At 66.6% G+C, this 23432-nt stretch carries 20 protein-coding genes; 13 read left to right on the forward strand and 7 right to left on the reverse strand.

Going from position 1 to position 23432, the window contains the following annotated elements; translation table 11 throughout:
• The first annotated feature begins 161 nt into the window (after nucleotides 1-161).
• The 3 genes from LGY53_RS25800 (at nucleotide 162) to LGY53_RS25810 (ending at nucleotide 2852) form a co-directional block, all read left to right on the forward strand.
• Nucleotides 162-581 carry a hypothetical protein gene (locus LGY53_RS25800; protein ID WP_225729298.1) on the forward strand — a complete coding sequence of 140 codons (420 nt, stop codon included), beginning with the start codon at nucleotides 162-164 and terminating at the stop codon, nucleotides 579-581.
• A 108-nt stretch (nucleotides 582-689) separates the two neighbouring features.
• Nucleotides 690-1859 (forward strand): PLP-dependent cysteine synthase family protein, encoded by a 1170-nt coding sequence (locus tag LGY53_RS25805; RefSeq protein WP_225729299.1) that lies wholly within the window; start codon nucleotides 690-692, stop codon nucleotides 1857-1859.
• Between the two features lie 342 nt (nucleotides 1860-2201).
• Complete coding sequence (locus LGY53_RS25810; protein ID WP_225729300.1) at nucleotides 2202-2852, forward strand: DUF4360 domain-containing protein; 651 nt, start codon at nucleotides 2202-2204, stop codon at nucleotides 2850-2852.
• 286 nt (nucleotides 2853-3138) lie between these two features.
• Here the strand turns inward: LGY53_RS25810 and LGY53_RS25815 are convergent, their stop codons facing one another.
• Nucleotides 3139-3591, reverse strand: coding sequence for a helix-turn-helix domain-containing protein (locus LGY53_RS25815; protein ID WP_225729301.1), 453 nt, complete (start codon nucleotides 3589-3591; stop codon nucleotides 3139-3141).
• An 86-nt stretch (nucleotides 3592-3677) separates the two neighbouring features.
• Between LGY53_RS25815 and LGY53_RS25820 the strand changes: the two genes are divergently transcribed.
• The 8 genes from LGY53_RS25820 (at nucleotide 3678) to LGY53_RS25855 (ending at nucleotide 13193) form a co-directional block, all read left to right on the forward strand.
• Complete coding sequence (locus LGY53_RS25820) at nucleotides 3678-4898, forward strand: MFS transporter (protein ID WP_225729302.1); 1221 nt, start codon at nucleotides 3678-3680, stop codon at nucleotides 4896-4898.
• A 68-nt stretch (nucleotides 4899-4966) separates the two neighbouring features.
• A complete protein-coding gene (locus LGY53_RS25825) occupies nucleotides 4967-6028 on the forward strand; it encodes an ATP-binding protein (RefSeq protein ID WP_225729303.1) in 1062 nt (353 codons plus the stop codon).
• Nucleotides 6025-7830 carry a hypothetical protein gene (locus LGY53_RS25830; protein ID WP_225729304.1) on the forward strand — a complete coding sequence of 602 codons (1806 nt, stop codon included), beginning with the start codon at nucleotides 6025-6027 and terminating at the stop codon, nucleotides 7828-7830. Before LGY53_RS25825 ends, LGY53_RS25830 begins: the two co-directional genes overlap by 4 nt.
• 103 nt (nucleotides 7831-7933) lie before the next feature.
• The gene (locus LGY53_RS25835; RefSeq protein WP_225729305.1) at nucleotides 7934-8335 is read left to right on the forward strand and encodes a hypothetical protein; all 402 of its coding nucleotides are present in this window, start codon (nucleotides 7934-7936) and stop codon (nucleotides 8333-8335) included.
• 52 nt (nucleotides 8336-8387) lie between these two features.
• A complete protein-coding gene (locus LGY53_RS25840; RefSeq protein ID WP_225729306.1) occupies nucleotides 8388-9074 on the forward strand; it encodes a class I SAM-dependent methyltransferase in 687 nt (228 codons plus the stop codon).
• A 173-nt stretch (nucleotides 9075-9247) separates the two neighbouring features.
• Entirely contained in the window at nucleotides 9248-10822 is a 1575-nt protein-coding gene (locus LGY53_RS25845; protein WP_225729379.1) for an NAD(P)/FAD-dependent oxidoreductase, read from the forward strand.
• Between the two features lie 16 nt (nucleotides 10823-10838).
• On the forward strand, nucleotides 10839-12419 hold the full coding sequence (locus LGY53_RS25850; protein ID WP_225729307.1) for an NAD(P)/FAD-dependent oxidoreductase: 1581 nt from the start codon (nucleotides 10839-10841) through the stop codon (nucleotides 12417-12419).
• A 138-nt stretch (nucleotides 12420-12557) separates the two neighbouring features.
• Nucleotides 12558-13193, forward strand: a complete 636-nt coding sequence (locus LGY53_RS25855; RefSeq protein ID WP_225729308.1) for a hypothetical protein — start codon at nucleotides 12558-12560, stop codon at nucleotides 13191-13193.
• Between the two features lie 66 nt (nucleotides 13194-13259).
• Here LGY53_RS25855 and LGY53_RS25860 read toward each other — a convergent pair whose 3' ends face one another.
• The 3 genes from LGY53_RS25860 to LGY53_RS25870 all read right to left on the reverse strand — a co-directional run bounded on the left by LGY53_RS25860 (nucleotide 13260) and on the right by LGY53_RS25870 (nucleotide 16264).
• A complete protein-coding gene (locus LGY53_RS25860) occupies nucleotides 13260-14684 on the reverse strand; it encodes an amino acid permease (RefSeq protein WP_225729309.1) in 1425 nt (474 codons plus the stop codon).
• Between the two features lie 200 nt (nucleotides 14685-14884).
• Complete coding sequence (locus LGY53_RS25865; RefSeq protein WP_225729310.1) at nucleotides 14885-15709, reverse strand: LLM class flavin-dependent oxidoreductase; 825 nt, start codon at nucleotides 15707-15709, stop codon at nucleotides 14885-14887.
• A gap of 18 nt (nucleotides 15710-15727) precedes the next feature.
• The gene (locus LGY53_RS25870; protein WP_225729380.1) at nucleotides 15728-16264 is read right to left on the reverse strand and encodes a DinB family protein; all 537 of its coding nucleotides are present in this window, start codon (nucleotides 16262-16264) and stop codon (nucleotides 15728-15730) included.
• A gap of 80 nt (nucleotides 16265-16344) precedes the next feature.
• Here LGY53_RS25870 and LGY53_RS25875 point away from each other — a divergent pair, with 80 nt between their 5' ends.
• On the forward strand, nucleotides 16345-16902 hold the full coding sequence (locus LGY53_RS25875; RefSeq protein WP_225729311.1) for a TetR/AcrR family transcriptional regulator: 558 nt from the start codon (nucleotides 16345-16347) through the stop codon (nucleotides 16900-16902).
• Nucleotides 16903-16978: 76 nt separating this feature from the next.
• On the opposite strand, the gene LGY53_RS25880 is transcribed toward LGY53_RS25875, so the two are convergent.
• Nucleotides 16979-17779, reverse strand: a complete 801-nt coding sequence (locus tag LGY53_RS25880; RefSeq protein ID WP_225729312.1) for an acyl-[acyl-carrier-protein] thioesterase — start codon at nucleotides 17777-17779, stop codon at nucleotides 16979-16981.
• Between the two features lie 235 nt (nucleotides 17780-18014).
• Here LGY53_RS25880 and LGY53_RS25885 point away from each other — a divergent pair, with 235 nt between their 5' ends.
• A complete protein-coding gene (locus LGY53_RS25885; protein WP_225729313.1) occupies nucleotides 18015-19196 on the forward strand; it encodes an aminotransferase in 1182 nt (393 codons plus the stop codon).
• Here LGY53_RS25885 and LGY53_RS25890 read toward each other — a convergent pair.
• A complete protein-coding gene (locus tag LGY53_RS25890) occupies nucleotides 19169-20233 on the reverse strand; it encodes a chitinase (RefSeq protein WP_225729314.1) in 1065 nt (354 codons plus the stop codon). The genes LGY53_RS25885 and LGY53_RS25890 overlap by 28 nt on opposite strands.
• Before the next feature lie 180 nt (nucleotides 20234-20413).
• Nucleotides 20414-23218, reverse strand: a complete 2805-nt coding sequence (locus LGY53_RS44220; RefSeq protein ID WP_225729315.1) for a CdaR family transcriptional regulator — start codon at nucleotides 23216-23218, stop codon at nucleotides 20414-20416.
• Between the last annotated feature and the right edge of the window lie 214 nt (nucleotides 23219-23432).

The raw sequence follows: 23432 nt of genomic DNA on the forward strand, positions 1-23432 counted from the left end.
CCGAACGCGTCCCCAGTTCGGGATGCCGCGCCGGCCGAAGTGGTTGGGTTACGATCCCGGCAGTAGCTGACAGCTATCGATCGCATGTTCTCGCCCGCGTCCTCGGTGATCGCGAGACGCCTTCCACCGTAACGTGTTTCGAGAACGGGGAGGGTAATGCGGTGCCACACGGTCTCGGCAAGGCGCGGATACGGCGGGCAGGCCCGGTGCTGGCGCTGCTGGCCGCGATCCTGTTGACCGCACCCGCCGCGGCGAATTGCGAGCTGCTCTGCGCCGATGACGACGAAGGGTCGACGGCCTTCGTCGATACCGCATACGCGTCGACCACCGATGCCCCACAGGTACAGGCACACGGGTGTCCGGACAATCGCGGTCCGGACGTCATCGACTCCACGACCCGGGCGGCGGGGACCGATATCGTCGCACCCCTGATCCATTCCGTCCCGCTCGACGGAATGGCCTCGCGGCCCGTTGAATTCGAGGTGTCGCGGGTCGGCACGGTGCGCGGTCCGCCGGTCGCGGAACTTCCGGCGTGCGATGGCCGGGTTCTGCTCGATCGCTTCTGTATCGCTCGGCGCTGACAGGTCAGCGGCAGGCCGACTGTGTTATTCGGTCCCGTCGGCCGGAGTTCGCTGCCCTGCTCATCTTTCGCCGCTGGACGGCGGCCTCGATACCGGAAGCGACAGTCGATGAACAAGATTGCGCTCGATGACCCGACCGAAATTCCCGCCGCACTGGTCGCGGCGCCCATACCCGCCCGGCGGCCGCACGCCCTCGTCGGCAATACACCCGTGATGTGGGTCGGCGCACCGCTCGCGCCGTGCGGCCGCGGATTCTGGGCCAAGCTCGAAGGGTTCAATCCGGGCGGAATGAAGGACCGGCCCGCGCTGCACATGGTGCGCTGCGCCGAACAGCGCGGAGAGCTCGCACCGGGCGCGCAGATCATCGAATCAAGCAGCGGCACATTGGGTTTGGGCCTGGCCCTGGCCGGGATCAGCACCCGGCATCCGGTGGTCGTCGTCACCGATCCGGGGCTGGAACCCATGGTGGCGCGGTTACTCAACGCGTACGGCGCGCGAATAGAGCTCGTCGGCGAACCCCATCCCGTCGGCGGCTGGCAGCAGGCGCGGCGCGAGCGAGTCGCCGAACTGCTCGAGCGAGATACCGGTGCGTGGTGCCCGGACCAGTACAACAATCCCGACAATGTGGCCGGTTACGAATCGCTGGCGCTGGAATTGATCGGCCAACTGGGCCGAGTGGACGTGCTGGTCTGCGCGGTCGGCACCGGTGGGCATTCCGCCGGTGTGGCCCGCGTGCTGCGCCGGTTCCACCCATCGATGAGACTCGTCGGCGTCGACACGATCCGCTCCACCATCTTCGGTCAACCGGCCGGGCCGCGTTTGATGCGCGGACTCGGGTCCAGCATTCATCCGGCCAATGTGGACTACCGCGCCTTCGACGAAATCCATTGGGTCGCACCGTCGGAGGCGGTGTGGGCCTGCCGCACCCTGGCGGCCACGCACTATGCGACCGGCGGCTGGAGCGTGGGCGCGGTCGCACTGGTGGCGGGATGGATCGCGCGCGTGCACGACCCGGATGTGCGGATCGCCGCGATATTTCCGGACGGCCCGCACCGCTATTTCGATACCGTCTACAACGACGCGTACTGCGCCGAACACGAACTCCTCGATATCGACCCACCGGTCGAACCCGCGACCATCGATCACCCGGCGCGGACGACGGTGACGTCGTGGACCAGATGCACCACCGTGCTCATTCCCCGGCGGGCGGCGGAGCACGGACCGCATGTGCCGCCCCACTGGTCGAAGCCCGCGCGGGCGAGTAGGGCGGACCGGTGAACAGGCCTGTTGACGAGACAAGATAATCGACCACCGGTTCGCCGACGAATTGATCCCGTGAGGCCGCTCGGTTGTGCCTGGATTCGGCCGAATTCTGGGGAATACAATACGGTTGGCGGTAGGCGACTCGAGTTCGGCTGCCGGACAAGCGATTTGTCCCCGGATATCCGCCTTCCCTTGGCGCAGAACACAACTGGGGACATTATACCGCCTGGTCACGATGCTACGATTTCGGCACGTTCGGGCCAGCCGGGATCGGGACCGACACCGGGCGCACTCGGGAGGCCTGACTTCACAGACCTCCGAATTCCCTTTCCAAACAAGAGATATCGCGAGAAATCCATGTTCAAGAAGTTCGCCGCCGTCGGCGCAGCGATATTCGCGTTCGCCATTCCGATATCCAGCTCGACCAGCTCCGCGGATCCCGGGTTGAATTCACCGCCACCGGATAAAATCACCATCGATGTGGAGACCGTGAACGGAAGCGGCTGCCCGCCCGGATCCGCGGCCGTCGCGGTCGCGCCGGACAATACGTCCTTCACGGTGACGTACAGCCAGTACACCGCGCAGGTCGGCGTCGGGGCGAGCCCGACCGATTTCCGCAAGAATTGCCAGCTGAACCTGCTGGTGCATTACCCCCAGGGTTTCACCTACGGCATAGGTGAGGCGGACTACCGCGGATTCGCCCATCTCGAGGCCGGTGCCAGTGGCCTGGAGCGGGCGCGGTACTACTTCCAGGGCAATTCGCCGAGCACGTATATCGACCACTCGTTCAACGGTGTATACGACGACGACTGGCAGACAACGGATACGGCCCCGGTCGGGTCGATCGTATTCCTGCCCTGCGGCGAAAACCGCAACTTCAATATCAATACCGAACTGCGGGTGAACGCGGGCTCCTCGGATCCGACCAGGACCACCAGCTTCATGACCATGGATTCCGCGGACGGAAGTATCACCACCACTTACCATTTCTCGTGGAAGCAGTGCTGATCGCGCGGAAATAACGATCATCGGCAAAGCCGGAGCGGCTCCGGTCCGTCAACGGACCGGGGCCGCTCACTCGTCGCCTCGCGAATCAGATGACGCAACTTTCCAACCTCTAGAGGCAAGCGCGCAATGACATTATCCGCCACATCCGTTGGGCGGTATTGAAAGCGATTGTGGCACCGCCCAATCCATTGCATACAGCCTCATTCCAGAAGACCGGAACGACATTTCGTTTCACTGGAGACGCAGGCCGTCACCGCGCTACCGGAATCGCTTGTGGCGCGATCAATTACAAATCACCCACCTTGCGGACCCGAGTGGTCGCCGCGGAAACCGGTTCGCCGTCGCGGTTTTCGGCGCGCAACTGGGCGATGGGGTCGCCGTCGCGGTCCACGAGCACCGAGTGGGGTTCACCGGCGGCGAAGGCGTGGCGTTCACCCCACTGGCGCAGCGCCACCACGACGGTGAAGAGATCACGACCAGCTTCGGTGAGTTCGTAGGTGTGCCGCTTACCGCTGGGGGCGGTGGCGAGGATGCCGTGGTCGACGAGCCTGCGCAGGCGATCGGTGAGGATATTCCTGGCGATGCCGAGCCGCTGCTGGAATTCGGTGAAGGTGGCCGCGCCGTCCATGGCGTCGCGCACGATCAGCAGGCTCCACCGGTCGCCGACGAGGTCGGCGGTGCGCGCGACGGGACAGGTGGGATCGGTCCATTCGCGGCCGGTGCCGAGCGTCGTGATCATGAACCACCTCTCAATCGGTTGCAATCCGAAACCATTATGCCCTACGGTCAAATGGTTGCATTTTGCTACTGATTTGGGAGGGTGTGATGGCGACAGGTGTGACAAGGTCGCAGCGATTCGTGCTGGCGCTGGTGTGCGCGGTGGCCGTGTCGACGATCTATGCGATCCAGCCGGTGATCGAGGCGGCGGGCGCCGGCCTCGGATTGGCGCGCGAGTCGACGGGCGGGCTGGTCGCCGCCGGACAGATCGGCTATTTCGCCGGTCTGATCCTGCTGGTCCCGCTCGGCGACGTGATGAATCGCCGCAGGCTCATCACCGCGCATCTGATACTCACCGCCACGGGCGCCGCCGTCGCGGCCGCCGCCCCGAACGGCGCCGTCGCGGTGACCGGACTGGTGGTGGCGGGCCTGTTCGCGGTGGTGGTGCAGGTGACCGTCGCCTATGTGGCCGCGGTCTCCGCGCCGAGCGAGCGGGGCCGCAATATCGGCGCGGTCACCTCGGGTGTGGTGATCGGCATCCTCGGCGTCCGCGTACTGGCGGGCGTCCTGGGCGATACGGTCGGTTGGCGCGCGGTGTACGGGCTGCTCGCCGTGCTCTGCGTGACCCTGGCGTATATCGTCCACGCGACGCTCGACGCGGATCACGGAACTCCCGGCGCGCGATACACGCAGGTGCTGGCATCCATGGGACGGCTCGTGCGCACGGATCGCCTGTTCCTGAGCCGAGGTCTGATCACCTTCTTCCTCTTCGCGTCGTTCGGAACGCTCTGGACCGGACTCGCCCTCCCCCTCGGCGCCGAGCCATGGAACTTCGGCACAACGCAGATCGGCCTGTTCGGCCTGGTGGGCCTGGCCGGAGCGTTCGGCGCCGCCCGCGCGGGCCGATGGGCCGATGCCGGGCGCGCGCAGCTGATCACCGGTTCCGCACTGGCGTTGCTCACCGTGTCCTGGCTGCTCATCGCGCAGCTTCGGACAACGCTGTCGCTGCTGGTCATCGGCATCGTGCTGCTCGATTTCGCCGTCCAGGCGGTGCACGTGAGCAGCCAGCATCTGTTGACCGCGGCGCATCCGGACCGCGCCAGCAGCGTCATCGGGGCCTACATGGCCTTCTATTCCCTCGGATCCGCACTCGGTGCGATCACGACAACCTGGGCATACGGCACCTGGGGTTGGGCGGCCTCGTGCTGGGCGGGCGCGGGCTATTCCCTTGCCGGACTTGCTGTTTGGGGATTCACCCAGATACCGCGTCGAACATCGGTCGCGCCGCACGCGAGCCAGCCGGAAAACCGGTTGCAACCGCGCGGATAGTGCCGCACGCTGGAGATCTACCCGGATCGCGCCACCTGCGCGCCACCTCGACCATCGAAAGGATCCGCGTGCAGGCTGCTGTCACGGTCACCCCGGCCCGCTTGCCCGAGCTGCTACTCGGGCTCGCCACGGTGCGTCCCGTATTCCTTTGGGGCGCACCGGGTATCGGCAAGTCGTCACTCGTGCGCGACTTCGCCGAATCGCTCGGCTTGGCATGCGTGAGCCTGCTCGGCACGCAGCTGGCGCCGGAGGATCTGATGGGCGTGCCGCAGATCCGCGACGGACGCTCCATATTCTGCCCGCCGGAGACGATCGCCCGCGACGAACCGTACTGCTTATTCCTCGACGAGCTCAATGCGGCGACACCCGATGTGCAGAAGGCCTTCTATTCCTTGATTCTCGATCGCCGGATCGGGAATTACGAACTGCCGCAAGGCAGCATCGTCATCGGCGCCGGAAATCGGGCCACCGACAACGCATTGGCGCGGCCGATGGCCTCGGCGTTGATCAACCGCCTCGCCCACGTGCATCTCGCGGCCTCATCGGCGGATTGGCTGGAGTGGGCGGCCGGTCACGGCATCCACCCGTGGGTGATCGACTACCTGACCGATCGCCCCGACCACCTGTGGACGGCGCCGCCGAAGACAGAGGAGCCGTTCTCCACCCCGCGCTCCTGGCACATATTGTCCGACGCGCTGCATTCCTTCGGCCCGGCCCTGGACGAGGACGTCCTCGCCGTGCTGGCACAGGGCACTCTGACACCCGCGCACGCGGCGGCGTTCCGTGGCTACGTGAAGACGGTCCGCAGCCGCTACGGCATCGAGGCGATCCTCAAGGGCGACGCGTCATGGCCGCATCGCGTCGAGGACCGGGATCTGCTGTATTTCCTTGCGGATTCGTTCCGCGGCCGGCTGATCAAGGAGCTGCCCGCGAACAAGCAGCACGCCTCGCCCGCGGTCATGAAAATGGCCTACCGTGCGAAATCGCTGCTGGTGCAGTTGGCGGAGATCTCGGTCGAGGTGGCGCAGACCGTGATCGCCGCCGACGCCGACGGCCATCCGGTGCTGCCCGGCTGGTTCCTGATCGAGGCCGCCCGCGATACACCTCGCCTCGTCGAGGCCAGGGCGTGACCCGATCGCGCGCGAAAAGCGCTGAGGCCCAACAAGACCCGGCGACGCTCGCCTATCTGGCCGGTCTCGCGCTGGTGCGGGCGAATCCGGCGCTCGACGCATTGCAGGTCAACTTCTGCCGGGACCCGAAATGCACGTCGGCACCGGAACAGGGGTTGGCCGCCGTCGATTCGAACGGCGTGATACACGCACACCCGACCCGCCGCGCCGACCCGGACGAATGGGCTTGGGCGCTGGCGCACTGCCTGCTGCACCTCGGCTTCGGTCATGTCCCGGCCGCGAAAACCGAACGCCGCCAACCCGATCGGTTCGAGCTGGCGGCACGCTGCGCGGTGGTCGGCCGCTTCCAGCAGAAGTTCGCCGTCGGACGCTGCCCGGACCGGCTGCCCGCCACCTACCCCGCGGGCGACGAGGAGCAACTGACCCGGCGCTGGCGGCTCGACGGCATTCCGGCGGAGTACGAATCCTGTGGCGCCGCCGGACCAGAGCCCGACCAGATACTGCAACCGATGAACACGTGGAATACCGCGGTACCGGATTGGCCCGAGGTGTTCGCGCACGCGCTCACCCGGACGATCTCGGCCGCCATGGATGTGGCGGGCGGACGGCGCGAGAGGTTCACCGGCGAGCGAATCCCGTTGCGCGCCTGGGATCGCGCCCTCAGCTGGTTCATCTCCTCCTATCCCCTGCTCGGCGGCATCGCGGCCGGTCTCACCCTGGTGGCCGACGCGGAAATCGCCCGCGCGCACGATATTTCCATCGCGGCGGTCAGCGCGACGGCCGGGGAGATCTACATCAACCCGCTGATCCGCTACACCGACGAGGAGTGGCGTTTCGTGCTGGCACACGAGATGCTGCACGCCGCGCTGCGGCACGGCGATCGTTGCGGCGCTCGCGACCCGTACCTGTTCAATATCGCGGCCGACTATGTCATCAACGGCTGGCTGCGTGAGATGGATATCGGCGACATGCCCGAGGGTTTGCTGTACGACCCTGAGCTCCAAGGCCTTTCGGCCGAGGAGATCTACGACCGCATCGCCGTGGACCTGCGCAGGCTGCGCCGCCTCGCGACGCTGCGCGGCAAGGGCCGCGGCGATATTCTCGGCGAGCCGATCGCCCGCGGCCCCGCCCATTATGTCGACCTGGACGAGTTCTACCGTCGCGGTTTGGCGCAGGGCTTCGAATTGCACAGCACCCGCGATCGCGGCCTGCTCCCGGCCGGACTGATCGAGGAGATCCGTGCGCTGACCCATCCACCGATCCCGTGGGACGCCCAATTGGCGAGGTGGTTCGACGAATTCGTGCCGCGCCCGCAACCGGTGCGCAGCTACGCCCGGCCGTCCCGCCGCCAGTCCGCCACCCCGGATATACCCCGCGCCGGCCGGTGGTATCCGCCGGAGGAGGTGGCGCGCTGCACCTTCGGCGTCGTACTCGACACCTCCGGTTCGATGAGCCGCACACTGCTCGGAAAGGCGTTGGGCGCCATCGCATCCTATGCCGAGGCGCGCGATGTGCCCGCCGCGCGCGTCATCTTCTGCGATGCCGCCCCGCACGACGCCGGATTCCTCCCCGTCACCGAGATCGCCGGACGGGTCCGGGTGCGTGGGCGCGGCGGCACGGTGCTCCAGCCCGGCATCGACCTGCTGCAGCGCGCCCGCGACTTCCCTTCCGGCGCACCGATTCTGGTTATCACCGACGCCGAATGCGATGTGTTGCGCATCCGGCGCGACCACGCCTTCCTCATCCCGGAAGGCGCCCGGCTGCCGTTCACCGCGCAGGGGCCGGTGTTCCGGGTGCGGTGACGCGCCTCGATGTGGAGGTCGACCGGCAGACGGTTAGCTACAATATTGCCGAAGGTTTGTCACCGAAGCTTGCCCATTCCACTTCGAGAAGCGAGGCAAGATCGTGCACATTGTCCAGAAACCGTTGTACCGCAACATTATCGGCCTACTCGGCGCCGTCGCCGCCGGATTGCTCACGGTCGCGGCCCCCGCAGCGGCCGACCCGCCGCCGCTGCGGATCGAACTCGGCGTCACCAACGGCGTCTGCAGCAGAACGCAGATCTTCACGGCCGCACGCGTACCACTCGAGCTGGTGGTCGTCACCGCTTTCAACCCGACCACCCAAACCCACCTGCTGATCCCCTCCAAGAACGTCGACCTGCAACTACCCAACACCTGGCTCTGGACCCCCAACTCCATCGACCTGGGCACCAACGACCCGGGCGTGATCTCGTTCCGAGTCACGTCCCAACCGTGGTCGGGCAGTTCGCAAGCAGGCTGCCAGGGCATCATCAACTTCGGCTGAACCACCCAGCGCTGACATTGCGTGCGCGATCGCACACGGCCAGGATCAATCCGTGAGCAAGAACTCCGTCGGCACACCCGCGCCGGATTCCGGCGCCGCCATCTTCACGCCCGCATCCCTTTCCGTCTACGACCTCATCGTGCTGAGGTTCAACAACTCTCTCGTGTGGCGCTGCCCGTCCGGGGAGCAATTGGCGCTGTACAACGCCAACCTCTCCGGAAACCATCTGGACATCGGCCCGGGCAGCGGGTGGTATCTGAGCAAGGCCACGTTCCCCGTCGATGATCCGACCGTGGCGCTGTTCGACCTGAACCAGAACTCGCTGAATATGACCACCCGACGGCTGCGGCAACGTGGGATCGAACCCGAACGGCTCGTCGGAAATGTCGTCGAACCGTTGGGGTTGAATACTCGATTCGACTCTGTCGCAGCGAATTACGTGATGCACTGTGTGCCGGGGAACTGGGCCGAGAAGGGTATCGCGTTTCGCCACATCGCTGACGCGACCAGCGACACCGGCCGCTTCTTCGGATCCACCATCCTCGCGCGCGGCGTGCCGACGGGCTGGATGGCCCGCACCACGCTCTCGAACTACAACGCCCGCCACATTTTCCACAATGCCGATGACGATTTCGACGGCCTCTCAACCGCTTTGAACGCGGCCTTCGGCGAGGTCGAGCTGACGGTTCGCGGGTTGGTCGCATGCTGGACGGCCCGGTCGCCACGACGTATCGGGTGACAGACGAGTTCATCTTATTCTCGAGATCGAGTCTTGAATAGTGTCTCAGACGGTCTTACCCTGGGTGCTACGCGCATTTTGCGCGTGAATGTCCATGAGCGGCGGCTTCAGGGCCGTCCGCACCCCGAGAGGCCCAGACAATCGTGACCACGGCATCGAACGGCGAAGCGGCGGTGCGGGATTCGCGCCCCGACCACGAGGTTGTCGTCATCGGTGCCGGGCCGGGCGGGATCGCGGCGGGTGTGAAGCTGAAGCAGGCCGGGATCACCGAATTCGCCATACTGGACCGCGCCGACGAGGTGGGTGGCAGCTGGCACGAAAACCACTATCCAGGGCTGGAAGTCGACATTCCGTCGATCGCGTATCAGTACTCGTTCGCGCGGAATCCCAACTGGAGCAGGCTGTTCGCGGCCGGAGCCGAGGTGAAGCAGTATCACGTCGACGTGGCGCGCCGGTTCGGGCTGTATCCGCACATCAGATTCGGCACGAATGTGGTCGCCGAGCGGTGGGATGCCGAAAACCACAGGTGGAACCTGCATCTCGCGGACGGCGGGGTGATCACGGCGCGATTCGTGATCAGCGCGGTCGGCGCGTTCATCAACCCCAAACAGGATCCGGGGATTGCGGGGCTCACCGATTTCCGCGGCAAGATCCTGCGGCCCGCCGACTGGGATCACGACTACGACATCGACGGCAGGCGCGTCGCCGTCATCGGCACCGGCGCGAGTTCGGTGCAGATCACGCCGTCCATCGCGGCACGAGTCGGCCACCTCACCGTCTACCAGCGCACCCCGGTCTGGTGTATTCCCAAGCCGAATCCGAGGATTCCCGGCATCGTCAAGTTCGCCCTGCGCACCCCCGGCCTACAGGCCGCGACCCACGGCGCGGTGCTGCTGGTGGTCGACGCCGGACTGCGCGTCCTCTCCAATGCGCCGATGCCCCTGGTACGCCCGGCCATGCGTGCGGCCGACGCGACCGCCATCGCCGGATACCGGGGGCTGCTGCGGCTCATGGTGCGTGATCCGGCGACGCGAGCGAAGCTCACACCCGACTACGGCCCGATCGCCAAGCGCCCCACCGCGAATACCGGCTACCTGCTCGCCTTCAACCGCGCGAATGTCGCACTCGAAACCACACCGATCGAACGGATCACCGCGAACGGCATCCGCACCACCGACGGCGTCGAGCGCACCTTCGACGCGATCGTGCTGGCCACCGGATACCACGTCTTCTCCGACCCGGAGACGTACCTGCCCGGCATGGTGGTCGGTGCGAACGGATTGGATCTCGGCGCGTTCTACGCCGAGCACGGATTGCAGGCGTACCAAAGCGTTTCGCTGCCCGGCCTACCCAATCGGTGGACGCTGGTGGGACCCTATTCGTGGACCGGCAGCGGCTGGCACGCCTTCGTCGAGATGACCGCCGATCACGCGGTGCGCGCCATCCGGGAGGCGCGCCGCCGTGGCGCTACCTATATGGCGATCCGCCAGGACGTGCACGACGCGTATCACCGCGATATCTACCGTCACGGCGCGGCCATGCGTTTCTATCTGACCGAACTCAACGGTCACGTGCCGACGTACTACCGAAATTCGCAGGGCGACAGCACTTATATCAGGCCGACCGGATTCTTCCGCGCCCGCCGCGGGCATCGCCGGTTCCCTCTCGACGATTACAGCTACGAGGCGCCGCCCGTGGTGGCCACCAACAGGGTTGCGCGCGTCGCCGAGGCGTCGGCACGATCCTGAAGAAGAGGTCTCAACGATGAGTTCCACCAACGGTTCTCGCACCGTCCCCCAATACGATGTCGTGATCATCGGCGCCGGACTCGGCGGGATCGGCGCCGGCGTCGCGCTGCGCAGGGTCGGCGTCGAGAATTTCCTCATCATCGATAAATGGGGCAGGGTCGGCGGAACCTGGTTCGCCAACACCTATCCCGGCGTCGCCGTCGACGTGCCGTCGCCGGTCTACAACTTCTCCTTTCAGCAGCGCTCGAACTGGTCGCGATTCTTCGCACCCGGTCACGAAATCCAGCGCTACGCCGAGGAAGTCGTCGACAGGCAGGGCCTGCGGGACAAGTTGCGGCTCGGCTGCGGCGCCGTCGGCGCGTCCTTCGACGAGGCGGCCGATATGTGGCGGATCCGCACCGAACACGGCGACGAGATCACCGCCCGGTTCACCATCGGCGCGGTAGGCGGCCTGGAAGTGCCGCAGACACCGGACATTCCTGGTATCGACGAATACACCGGCAAGATCATGCACAGCGCGCGGTGGGACCACTCCTACGATTATCGGGGCCAGCGAGTAGCCGTAATAGGCACGGGCGCAACGGCTTTACAGGTGATACCGGAGCTCGCCAAGTCGGTGGCGCAGCTGACGGTGTATCAGCGGCGCGCGATCTGGATCGGCCCCAAACTGGACTTCCCGATGGGCCCGGCGCTCAACTCGGTCCTCAACTTTCCGCCCTTGCAGAAGACGGTCCGGTTCGTCGGCAATGTCGGCGTGAACGCCGGTCTCGGCGCCGGCCTGGCCCTTTCGAGTTACCCGAGGCTCACCGGTGCGGCCATCGGCATCGGTGAAATAGCGCTCAAGGGCTACCTTTTCAGCCAGGTGCGCGATCGGGAACTGCGCCGCAAGCTCACCCCCGACTATCGGCTCGGCTGTAAGCGGCCGTCGGTCTCCAACGTGTACTTCAAGACCTTCACCCGATCACACGTCGAACTCGACACCACGCCGATCGCCCGGTTCACCCCCACCGGAATCGTCACCGCGGACGGCGCCGAACGCGAATTCGATATGGTGTTGTGCGCCACCGGATTCCGGGTGATGGAAAAAGGCGCGACACCCGCCTATCCGATATACGGCCGCGGCGGCATCGAACTCGGCGAATTCTGGGACACCAACAGGTATCAGGCATACCAGGGCGTCTCGGTCCCGGGATTCCCCAACGCGTTCCTGGTGATCGGCCCGTACGCGTACGCGCCCGGCTCGTATATCCCCTTGATCGAGGCCACTTCGGCACACGCCGCCAGGGTGATCGCCGAAACCCGCAGGCGCGGCGCCACCCGGGTCGAGGTGCGCCAGGGTCCGCACGACCGCTACTTCGCCCGCATGGACGAACGCGCCAAGCGGACCCACCTGTTCACCCAGGGCTGCGTCACCTCCAACACCTACTACATCAACTACCAGGGCGACGGCGCCGCCTTCCGCCCCTCGACCCAGCTCGAAATGTATTGGGAGAACCGGCACTTCCCGCTGAACGACTACAGCTACCGCACCGGTGGGAATTCTGTCGGTTCGGTTGATTTTCCGGAGTTATTCCGAGCGGCCCGAAGTAGCGGATAAAGCTGTGGGGATCCTGGGGAACCTTTCCCCAGTTGAGACCGCCCGCTCGGATCACTCTCGCCGGTATCTTAATCACATCTTTTTCAGACGACGGAATCACCGTCGTCGAATAATCCCTCATTCCACGAGGAGTGCGTAATGCTCGGCAGATTCACCTTCGCATGCCTGGCGCTGACCGCGGCGAGCTGTACCGCGGTCGCCGTCGCGAGCCCGGCTCAGGCCGACGCCTCGACAACGGTCACCCCGGCGGGCGCCGCCGTCTCGGCCACCAACCAGGGCCCGCTGACCTTCGCCGCGGGCGAAGTGACCGGAAGTTGCAACACCGTCAACGCGAACGGTTCCGTACCCGCGGCGCCGGCCAATCAGAACTCGAGCGGTCCGGTGTCGGTGCAGATCGGGTCGCCGACGATCGGCGACTGCTCCAGCAGCCTGCCGGTCACGATCTCGGTGAGCACCAGCGGCACCTGGGGGGTCCAGGTGCAGTACGGGTCGACGATCACCGGAAGCCTCACAATTCCGCAGGGCGGCATGGTAATTCAGGGCAGTGGCCTGGCCAACTGCACCACCGTGGTCGCACCGGACGGCCCCGTGACGCTGTCCGGCACCTTCACCAACGGGAATCCCCCGACGGTGACGATCGACAACGTCTCGGCCCCGATCAGGACCACCGGTGACCCGATCTGCCCGACGGACGCCACGACCGGATCGGTATCCGGCACCCTCGTGTTGAACAACACGACGGATCCGTCACAGCCGATCACCGTCGGCCCGTAACCGATTGTCACACAACGAATAACGGCCAGGCGAGCCCCGCACCACGGGCTCGCCCGCGCCCAACGATCAGTCCGTCGCGGCGGGCAAGCGGTTGTGCAACCCGGCGGCTCGATACACCCCGGCCAGCATCAGCAGGAACAGCAGCCCGATCACCAGCGACATCGTCATCATGTGCACCGCGGCGGCGGTCGCGACGATCGCGAGCACACCGGCGATGCCGACCAGCGCGGCGGGCTTACCCAGTTTCGCCGCGAATCCCGCCCGCGGCGCCCCGTCGCGAAAACGCAAGTACGACACCAGGATCAGCAGCCAGGTCACCAGCACGCCGAACATCGACACCGACGTGAGCAGCACATAGATATCGGCGACGCCGGACATCGTGAGCACCGCCGCGACGAGGGTGCCGGTCGCGGCCAGCGCGACCGCCGCCACCGGAACGCCGCGCCCCGAGGTCGCGCGGAGTATCCGGGGCGCCATACCGTCCAGCGCCAGCGAGTTGATCAATCGCGTCGCGCCGTAGAGGTTGGCGTTCGCCGCCGAGACCGCCGCGACCAGCACCAGGAAGTTCGTGATCGCGGCCGCCGCCGGAATCCCGACCGCGCCGAAAACCTGCACGAACGGACTCGACCGGACGCCGCCGCCCGTCGCGGCGTCGGTCCACGGCACGACGCAGAGCACGATCGCGACCGCCGCGATATAGAAGAACGCCAGCCGCCAGATCAGCGTGCGCATCGCCGCCTCGATGGCGCCGCGCGGATCCTTCGCCTCCGGCGCCGAGATGGCGACGAGCTCGATGCCGACGAATCCGAAGATCACGATCGACATCGATTGCCACACCGCCGCCCAGCCGTGCGGGGCGAATCCGCCGTGCCCGGTGAGGTTTTCGACGCCCACCGCGTCCAAACGCGGCAGCCCGACGAAGACCAGCAGCAATCCGAAGACGATAAACAGCGAAAGCGCAATGACTTTCACGCTGGACAGCACGAATTCCACCGCGCCGAACGAGCCGACGCCGACCAGATTGATCGCGACGATGATCCCGGCGACCACCGCGACGCCCACCCACATCGGCAGGCCGGGCCACCAGAACCGCAGATAGGTGGCCGCGGCCACCACCTCGCTGCCCACCGCGATCACCGCGGCCGCACTATAGGACCAGCGGGCGACGTACCCGGCGAACGGCGACAGGAACCGCGCGCACAGCGCACCGAACGCACCGCGCAGCGGATAGCGCGCGGTCATCTCCGCCAGACACGCCGAGATGATGCCCGCGATCACCGCGCAGATCACGTACGCGACGATCACGGCGGGCCCGGCGATACCGATGGCCGCACCGGACCCCAGGAAAAGTCCCGTACCCAATGCCGACCCGAGCCCGAGCATCGTCATCTGCCGACGCCCGAGCGACCTCCGCAGCTCGGTACCCACCTGATCTCGCGTCGTCGTCACCGCGCGCCCGCCCGAACCACCGAGACCCGGCCCCCACGCCACAACCCGGCACCCCATCGTCGCGCATCCGGCATCACGGCTTCGGCGAGAGGCATCTGTACAGGCTCCTAAAGGCAAAATGGTCAGGCGACCGAGTCGCCGCATACGCCGGAAGGATGCCAGCTCGACCACCATCCAGGGAAATCGGCCCATATCCGACGCCGTCAACGCGAATGCCGATCATCGAGCGACGAACCGGCTACTCATCGTCCGGCGAGCAGTTCGACCACCGGTGCGAACTGTTCGATGAAGAGCTCGTTGACGGCGATGTAGGAGAAGCCGAATGCGTCGCGGCGACGCTGGATCTCGTCGGCCATTTGCCGAGGGGTACCGCGCAACAGGCTCAGCGAGTCGGCCGCGATCAGGGCGCTGATGTCGTCACCGGCGAGTGGTGCCAGCCGCCGGGGAATGGCGTCGCCGACGATGAGGACGTTCATCAGGTATTCGAGTCGGTCCGCGCGTGGTCCGGCGGCCTCGTCGATCTCGGCGACGATTCGCGTGATCTCCTGCCGGTCGGCCAGTGGGTGGTTGGCGGGGGTGACGATATCGGCGAGTTGCCCGGCCAATTTGCGGGAGCGCGGGCCGCCTGCGGCGATCAGCACGGGGGTGTGTGCGGTTGTCTCCCGTTCCCGCAGGTGCCGCACGGTCTGCTCGACGAGGGCCAGCCGCTGCGCGGGTGTGGTCTCGGGCATCCCGAGCTCGTCGACGGCCGCCCGGTTCATCCAGGGATTCCCGGTGCCGATGCCCAATTCCAGCCGGTGGTCGGTCAGCACCGCGACGCTGTCGGCCTCCCATGCCACCGTTCGCGGCATCCGCACAGTGCTCGCCAGCACGAAGGTGCCGACGCGCAGCGTCTTGGTGACCGAGGCCGCCACCGCGGCGGCGGGCAACGGTGCGAGCAGGCTCAGACCATCCGGCATCAGCAAGGTCGAATAACCGAGTTCCTCGGTGCGGCAGGCGAGTTCGCGCCACTGGGCCCCGGTGTGGTCCGGTCCTCCGATCACCCCGAAGCGAAAACGTCTATCCATCATCATTTCTCCTCTATTTCACCGAGCCATACGCAGATACAGATCGCGCAGCAGCGCGATTTCCGCGCCGTGATGAATCACCTCGCGGTTGACGTGCTGGACCAGCGCCGCCAGCGGACGGCTCGCGAAGGGGCCGGAGTCCGGACCGCAGCCGCGTTCGAGATCCGCCGTGCGCATACCGGATGCCCAGGCGGCGTAGGCGCGGTCGAGTTGGTCGAGCGCCGCGGCGGCGGCGCCCGCGTACACGTGTGTGTCGTAGTCGACAGGTGTTGTGCCGAAATGTATTTCGGCGCGTTTGGCCAGCACGTGCACGGTGATGTGGGCCAGCCGCCACGCGATGGTGGTCACCGGCGCGGGGGTCGGGGCGGAAAAGGCGTAGTCGACGGTGAATCGGCCGCCGCCCATCTCGTGCTCGCCGCGGCGCGGGCGCACCGTCCAGCAATCCGGGACCGGCTCCCAGAAGTACTCCGCATCCGTCAGCCCGATCAGCCTGGGCCGCAGGCGTTCTCGCCAGTGCCAGTCCAGTTGATCGCCGAGTTCGTTTGCCCAATCGATAGTCAACAGTCCCTCCTCCACCAACCACTTGGTTGAGTGAGTACAGTCAACCACAGACGCTACGATCAACCAACTGGTTGGTGAGCGAGGAGGCGGATGTGGGCGAGCGGGCGGACAGGCGGACCGAGATCGTCCGGGCGGCGTTCGACCAGTTGGCCCGGGGCGGGTTCGAGGGTCTGCGGCTGCGGCAGATCGCCGAGGACGTCGGCATCGACCACTCGACCCTGCACCATCACTTCCCCGGAAAACAGGACATCATCGCCGAGGTGGCGCGGTACACGATCGGCCGGTTCGCCGTGGCGCCCGCCGAAGGTGCGACCGAGTCGTTGCGCACCTACCTGACCCATCTGCGCGACCTGCTGGCCGACGCGCCGGAGGTGTTCGTCGTCACCGCCGAACTCGATCTGCGCGCACGCCGCGATCCCGCGGTGCGGGCGGTACTCGAGCGGCACGAGGCCAACTGGCGGCGCTGGTTACGCGAATTGCTCGGCGCCGGAATGAAATCGGGCGCGTGGTCGGCGCACGTCGATCCGGACGAGGCGGTCGAGCTGGTGATCGCGGTGGTCAAAGGTGTTCAGCTGACACCGAATACGGCCGCTACGGCATTCGCTCAGCTGGAAAAGCTGCTCTATAAGTAACTTTGGGGCGCGTTCCGCAGCAACTTTCCGGTCTGACGAGCTTCAATTGTCGATGCTCGTGGTAGGTCGACCTGAGTCAGGAAAGCGCGCGCATCCGCGCGATCGCGCGAACGTCGCCGTCCACCGCGAACCACATGGTGAGCGCGTCGGCGGTGCGGTCGGTGTGGATATCGACGTGCTCACCGAACCGCACCGGCTTGTTGTATTCGAGGATGTAGCGGTGCGGGCCCGCCATGAGATCGGCCGCCTCGGCGCATGATTCGTGCACACCGTGCCAGTAGGCCGTATTGGTGAGATGGTCGAAGTGATCGATATCGGTGCGGCGCAACGGGAATCGTGTACCGGCGACCGACGGTAGCTGATCGGTGAGCCACTGCTGCCAGCGCAGCCGGTGCTCGGCGGTGGTGCTCGACATGAGCTCGAAGAAGCGGTCGGCGACGCGGGACGGGCCCATCGTCTGCTTGTTCATGTGGATCCAGAAGCCCTCGGTCTCGATCAGGCCGCCGTTGTCGCCGTCGATGCGCACCCGCATATTGCACCAGCGGGGCGAAAGCCCCGAGCACCACCGACGCAGCCGCAGCTCGGCGGGCCATTCGATCGGCCGGATCACATCGATCACCGTGCGGCGCACGATCCAGTGCGGATGGTCGTCCATCGCATCGACATGGAACAGGTGGTCGACGCCCGCCTCCTGGAGCTGGCGGGCGATGCCGTCGATGCGCAGGCACATGCGCTCGTCCATGTCGACGGTCCCCATCCGGCGCCGGATATCGAAGATATGACCGGTCGGCGGCACCGGGGCCAGCGGGCGCAGCGCTGGATGCTCTTCGATAACCGTCCCCGCGGACGAGGCCGGGCTGGCGAATTCTTTCGGCATGGTTGCGATCTCCGGATATTCGGCCGAACGGCGGGACAACGGTGGACTGCCTGTGACGACAACGCTGGGCCACAGTGGATCGAGCCTAACTCAGTTATCGGTCGCGGGCAGGTTGCCGCAACATGCGGCGCGGTGGCCCCTACTCCGGCGGCAGGCGGGCGACCGCGGATCCGTGCGAAGGTATTTATATGACAGACCTATCCAGGCTCGGCCGGCCGAACCGCTGGAGCGCGGTATGCGATTGAACCCGTTGGCAATCGAGGCCATCTACTCGCCGATCGCCAGCGCGCACGCCCTGCTCGGCCAGCGCGCCGGGCGGCTGGACCTGCTCGATCTGGCGCAGGCGGTGCCGCAGTATCCGCCCGCCCCCGAGGTCGTCGAACATATCGCCGCCACCGCGCGCGATCCGCACGGCGCGGCCTATGTGGCCACCGCCGGGCTGCCCGCGCTGCGCGAGGCGTTCGCCGCCGAGCTGACCGTCGACTACCGCGGCCTGGTCCGTCCGGAAAACGTGATCATCACCGCCGGTTGTAACCAGGCCTTCTGTCTGGTCGCGTCGGCGCTCGCCGCGCCCGGCGACGAGATCGTGCTGAGCCTGCCGTACTACTTCAACCACGACATGTGGCTGCGGATGACCGGCATCATGCCGGTCTACCTCGATCCAGGCCCCGATCTGATTCCGGATCCCGAGGCGGCCGAGGCGCTGATCACCGCGCGCACCAGGGCGATACTCGTTGTGACGCCGGGCAATCCGAGCGGCGTCACGGTGCCGCCCGAGCGGATCGCGGCGCTGGCGGAGGTGGCGGCGCGCCACGATATCGCGCTGATCCTCGACGAGACCTACCGCTCGTTCCGCGACACCACCGAGCCGCCGCATCCGCTCTTCGCCGACCCGGAGTGGACCCGCACCGTCGTCGGCCTGCACAGCTTCTCCAAGGATCTGGCCATCCCCGGCTACCGGGTCGGCGCGGTGGTCGCGTCCACCGAGCTGGGCGCCGAGGTCGCCAAACTGCTCGACTGCGTTGCGATTTGCGCGCCCCGGATCGGCCAGGAGGCCGCGCTGGCCGGTCTCCGGTCGGCCGGACCGTGGCGGCGCGCGCGGGCCCGCGATATCGCCGTGCGGCGGCACCGGTTCACCGAGGTGATGGCCGGTCGGCCCGGCGGCTACGAAATGCTTTCCACCGGTGGGTTTTTCGGTTGGATACGGCATCCGTTCGCCGGGCGGTCCACCGAGGATGTGGTGCGCGAGCTGATACTCGAATACGACACCCTGGTCATCCCGGGCACCGCGTTCATGCCGGACGACCGCGGCACCATCCGGGTCAGCTTCAGCAATACCGATCCGGATTCGATCACCGATTTCGCCGGACGGCTCGCCGCCTCCGGCACTCAGCCCGCCGCGGCGCTGCGACCCTGAAGCGACCGGACGTTATCGCCGAAGGTCCAGCCCAGCGAGCCATCCCAGTTGATGGACCAGGTCATCAGGCCCTTCAGCGCGGATCCGTAATGGTTCCACGCCTGCGCGACCAGATCCGGTGACATATAGCCGCCGCCCGCACCCGGTTGTGCGGGCAGGCCGGGGACCTGCTTGTCGTACGGCACGGTGACGGTGGTGCCCTGCACGGTCAAACCCGTTGCCAGGCAATCCGTTTGCACGGTGAACCCCTGGACGGTCCCCGCCTGGTACGAGTCGCCGGAGCAGCCGTACATGCTGCCGTTGTAGTACTGCATGTTCAGCCACCAGAGTTGGCCGTTGTCCGCGTACTTCTTGATGATCGGCAGGTACGCGCCCCAGATCGAGCCGTAGGTGACGCTGCCGCCGGTGACGTACGCGGTCTCCGGCGCCATGGTCAGGCCGAAGCCGGCGGGCATCTGGGCCAGGATGCCGTCGATGATCCGCTCGAGATTCGCCTGCGAGGTGGACAGCGTATTGATGTCGCCGGAGCCGGTGAGGCCGGTTTCCAGGTCGATATCGATGCCGTCGAAGTTGTAGGTCTGCAATATCGGCACGATGGTCGCGATGAACCGGTCGGCGACCGCACTGGAATTGAGGTCGATACCGGCCGCCGCGCCGCCGATGGACATCAGGATGGTCGCGCCCGCCGCCTTGGCCTGGCACATCTCCGTCGGGGTCGCGACCTTGACGGTCTGGTCCATCCCGTCCTGCCACAGCGCGGTGCCATCCGATTCGATGACCGGGAACGCCGCGTTGATCACGTTGTAGCCGTGTCCGGCGATGCGGGAATCGGTGATCGGGATCCAGCCCATGCCGGGGTGCACGCCATTGGACGCGCCGTCCCAGTTCTCCCAATAGCCTTGCAGCACTTGACCTGTCGGGCGCGGCTTGGTCGCGCAGGTGCTGTCCGCCGGTGTGCCGTTGTCCCGAGCCGTCGCGGCGGGGGCGAATCCGGTCAGCCCGAGCAGCAGCCCGATTCCGATCGCCGCCAAGCGCATTCGCCGACTGTTCGCTTTTCGCGCTACCCGGACGTTCATGTCTCACTCCGCCCGAGTCCGATACCGCCCTCGCGCATCCCGGAATCGCCGAACGACCGACCGCGCGCGTCAAATGTGGAATTCATGACAAAGTTGAACCACATCCGGCGTGATCATCTCGACTGGCGACAACTGGGGTGATCAATCGGCGTCGGCGAGATCCCGCATGGTGAGCGCGGCGGCGAAAAGCTGGGCGTGATCGGGCCTTCCCGGATCGTATCCGGTGATCGTGGCGATCCGGCCCAGCCGATAGTTGAGCGTATTGCGGTGCAGCACAAGGGAAGCCGCCGCCTCCTGCCGGTTGTAGTCGTGGGCGATCAACGCGCGCAACGCCTCCAGCAGATGCGGATGGGCCAGCAGCGGGCCGAGCAGGCCCAGCAGCCACGCCCGCGCGGGGCCCGGCCTGGCCAGCTGATATTGCAGCGCCAGCTCACTCATCCGGTAAATGCCGGTGGGACGGCGCAATTGGCGGGCCAGCAGCGCGAGCTCGGCGGCTTCCGCCGCGCCCGTCACGATATCCGCGACGCTCGCGGCGGTGGCCAGACCCGCGACGGTGCGCACACCCGCACTCGCCGACAACCTGGTCACGAATCCGCTCAGCTTCGCGACCGCATCGCTTTCGGCGGTCGGCAGCAGGACGGTGCCGCCGCCGCGCTCCAGCACGCTCAGCGCACGCGGTGAGAGCGCGTCCACCTCGGTCTGCGCGATGCGCAGCACCGGCCGGACGCCGCCGGGTTCGTCATCCGGCTCCGCCGCCAGCCGGAAGACCAGCACCTGGAATCCGCCGTCGAGCGCGATGCCGAACCGCTCGGCCAGCAGTTCGACGGGGTTGCCCTGCAAAAGTGCCTGCGCCACCGCGCGTTTGGCCTCGCGCTGCTCCCAGTGCAGATCCTGGCGCTCACGCACGTATGCGGCCGCGACCCCGGGCGTCACCGCGCCGAGATAGCCCAGGATGAACGGCACCGCGGCCAGCAACTGCTCGCGCTGTTCCGGAGTTCGCGCCGCCGACGCGATGGCGTTCCAGGCCACCACCGCACCCTGGTGATACACCGAAAGCACGGTGTCCAGCGCCATTCCCGCCCGCGCCCGGCGCACCGCGATCGCGATCAGTTCGGCCAGTTCGTCCTGGCGCGGCACCCGCTGCTCCTGCACCGATCGCAGGAACAGGCGCAGGTTCGCCTCGGTCGCCCTCGGCAATTCCGCACCGATGAATTCCGCGAGGTACTGGCCGCTGTAGTCGGGTTTGCCGTTGTTCTGCACCGCCGCCGCGCCGATGGAGTCGATGTGGGTGTAGCCGGGCAGGGATTCCACCTGTGCCAGTGGCGGATTGGGCAGCCAGGTCATTCCGTACTGCACCACGCTGTCACCGGCGTAGAGCACCAGATTCGGCTTGGTGCGACTCATATTGTGGTAGCGCAGATTCGACATATCACCGCCGCGTGCGCCGCCGTAACCCGCGGCGATGTCGAGCACCACCCGCAGCGGGAAATAAGTCTCCCAATAGGCGGCCGGGCCGCCGGAACCCAACTGGCGGGCCACTTCTCGGATATCGGCGATCTCATGGTTGGGCGCGGTCCACGGGATGCCCGCCACGTCGTTGTAGTTGCGCCAGGTGTACAGGACGTTGTGATCGGTCGGCGCGACTCGGGTCTGCGGCCCCGTGCTCATCCGCAGGAAGTTGCCCAACACCGGAATCTGTGCCGCACCACCGGGATTCGGGAATGTCTTCTCGGCCACCGGACCGCCGGACAGCGCACCGACGCCCTGCTGCAAGAGCGCGAAGTTGCCGGAGTTGTTGTCGATCAGGCTGCCCAGCAACGCGGTATTGGTGAGCCGGTAGTCGCGCAGCGTGCCGTCGCTGCCGGTGAGCACCCCGCCCCAGCTCTGACCGGACATGAACGCCAGCGTCGCCTCGATCTCCGGATCACGCGGAATATGTGCCAGCAGTTGACTTTCCGCATCCGGCTCGAGATATGCCGCCAGCCCGGCGAGCCGGTAGAGCAGCAGCGCCTTGGTACCGATCACCGGAGTCGGACCCAGGATTCGCACCGGCAGGACCCCACTGTCCAGCCCGGCCTTCACCAGCCCGTTGACCGGGCCGACGATGGCGTCGGTGATGTCGTGGAAGAACGGGGTGTTCTGGATCGCGGCCGGATCCGATGACACCATGGTGTCCTGCGCGGCGAATGCGGCGCACTGGTTGTAGCCCGCGGTCGCGGGATCGCCGCCGCCGAAATCCCAATCGGAGAAGAACCCGGTGACCAATCCACCCATGGAGATCCCGGTGCACACGTACTTGCGTTGCCGCTCAGCCTGATCCGGCATCTCGGCCAGCATGATCTCGTACTGGTCCCGGATGATCCGTTCCAGCCCCATCCAGTCGAGGATCGCCAGATCGCCGGAGTTCTTGAAACCCGGGAACGTTCGACCGTCGACCGGTTTGCCGTTGAAGTAGTAATCGACCGCGTCGAGGTAGTTGCCCGTGCGCAGCGCGTAGTCGAAACCCGTTGTCTCATCCAGGCATTGGCTACGCCGGGCCAAGGCCCAGAACTCCACCGAACGCCCCGACGCCTTCGCCGAGCGGACCGTATTCGCCGCCACCGCATCCGAATTCATCGCACCGCCGGTGAACCCCTGCTGCTGGACCACCACCGCGTCGGCATCCCGGGAATCCGCGGGCCCGCCCACCGGCCGGTAGCGCAGGAAACCCGCTCGGTCGCACGAATCCGGGTGCGGTGGAGCGTTATCCGGCAACGGCAGCCGAAAGCTCACATACGACACGGCGACCCCGTCACGGGTCGCCAGCTGCTGCTCCTGCCGATCGGTGGCCGCCGAAACCGGCGGCCCGGCCGCCGCGACACCGGGCTGCAGAGCACCCGCCACAACGAACGCCACCGCGGCCGTCGCGGCCCAACCATTGATTCCATGCCACGCCGCATATCTCACGCGCGACACGTTTCCACGCCCGACCGGCCCGGACATTGGGCTATTCACAAGGAGTTCGGTGCGCCGACCAGGCATTCCGACGAGAAATACCGTTGGGAATTCCGCGAATTCGGTTGCGGAACAACATCGGCGGCCGAACTTTGTCATCCGACCGAAACCGGCATCCGCGAAGCCGTGCCGTCGATGACATATCGCGGACCGAGCCGCTGTTGTA

This window comes from Nocardia sp. JCM 34519.1 (assembly GCF_020361265.1).
GTDB classification, from domain to species: Bacteria; Actinomycetota; Actinomycetes; order Mycobacteriales; family Mycobacteriaceae; genus Nocardia; species Nocardia arthritidis_A.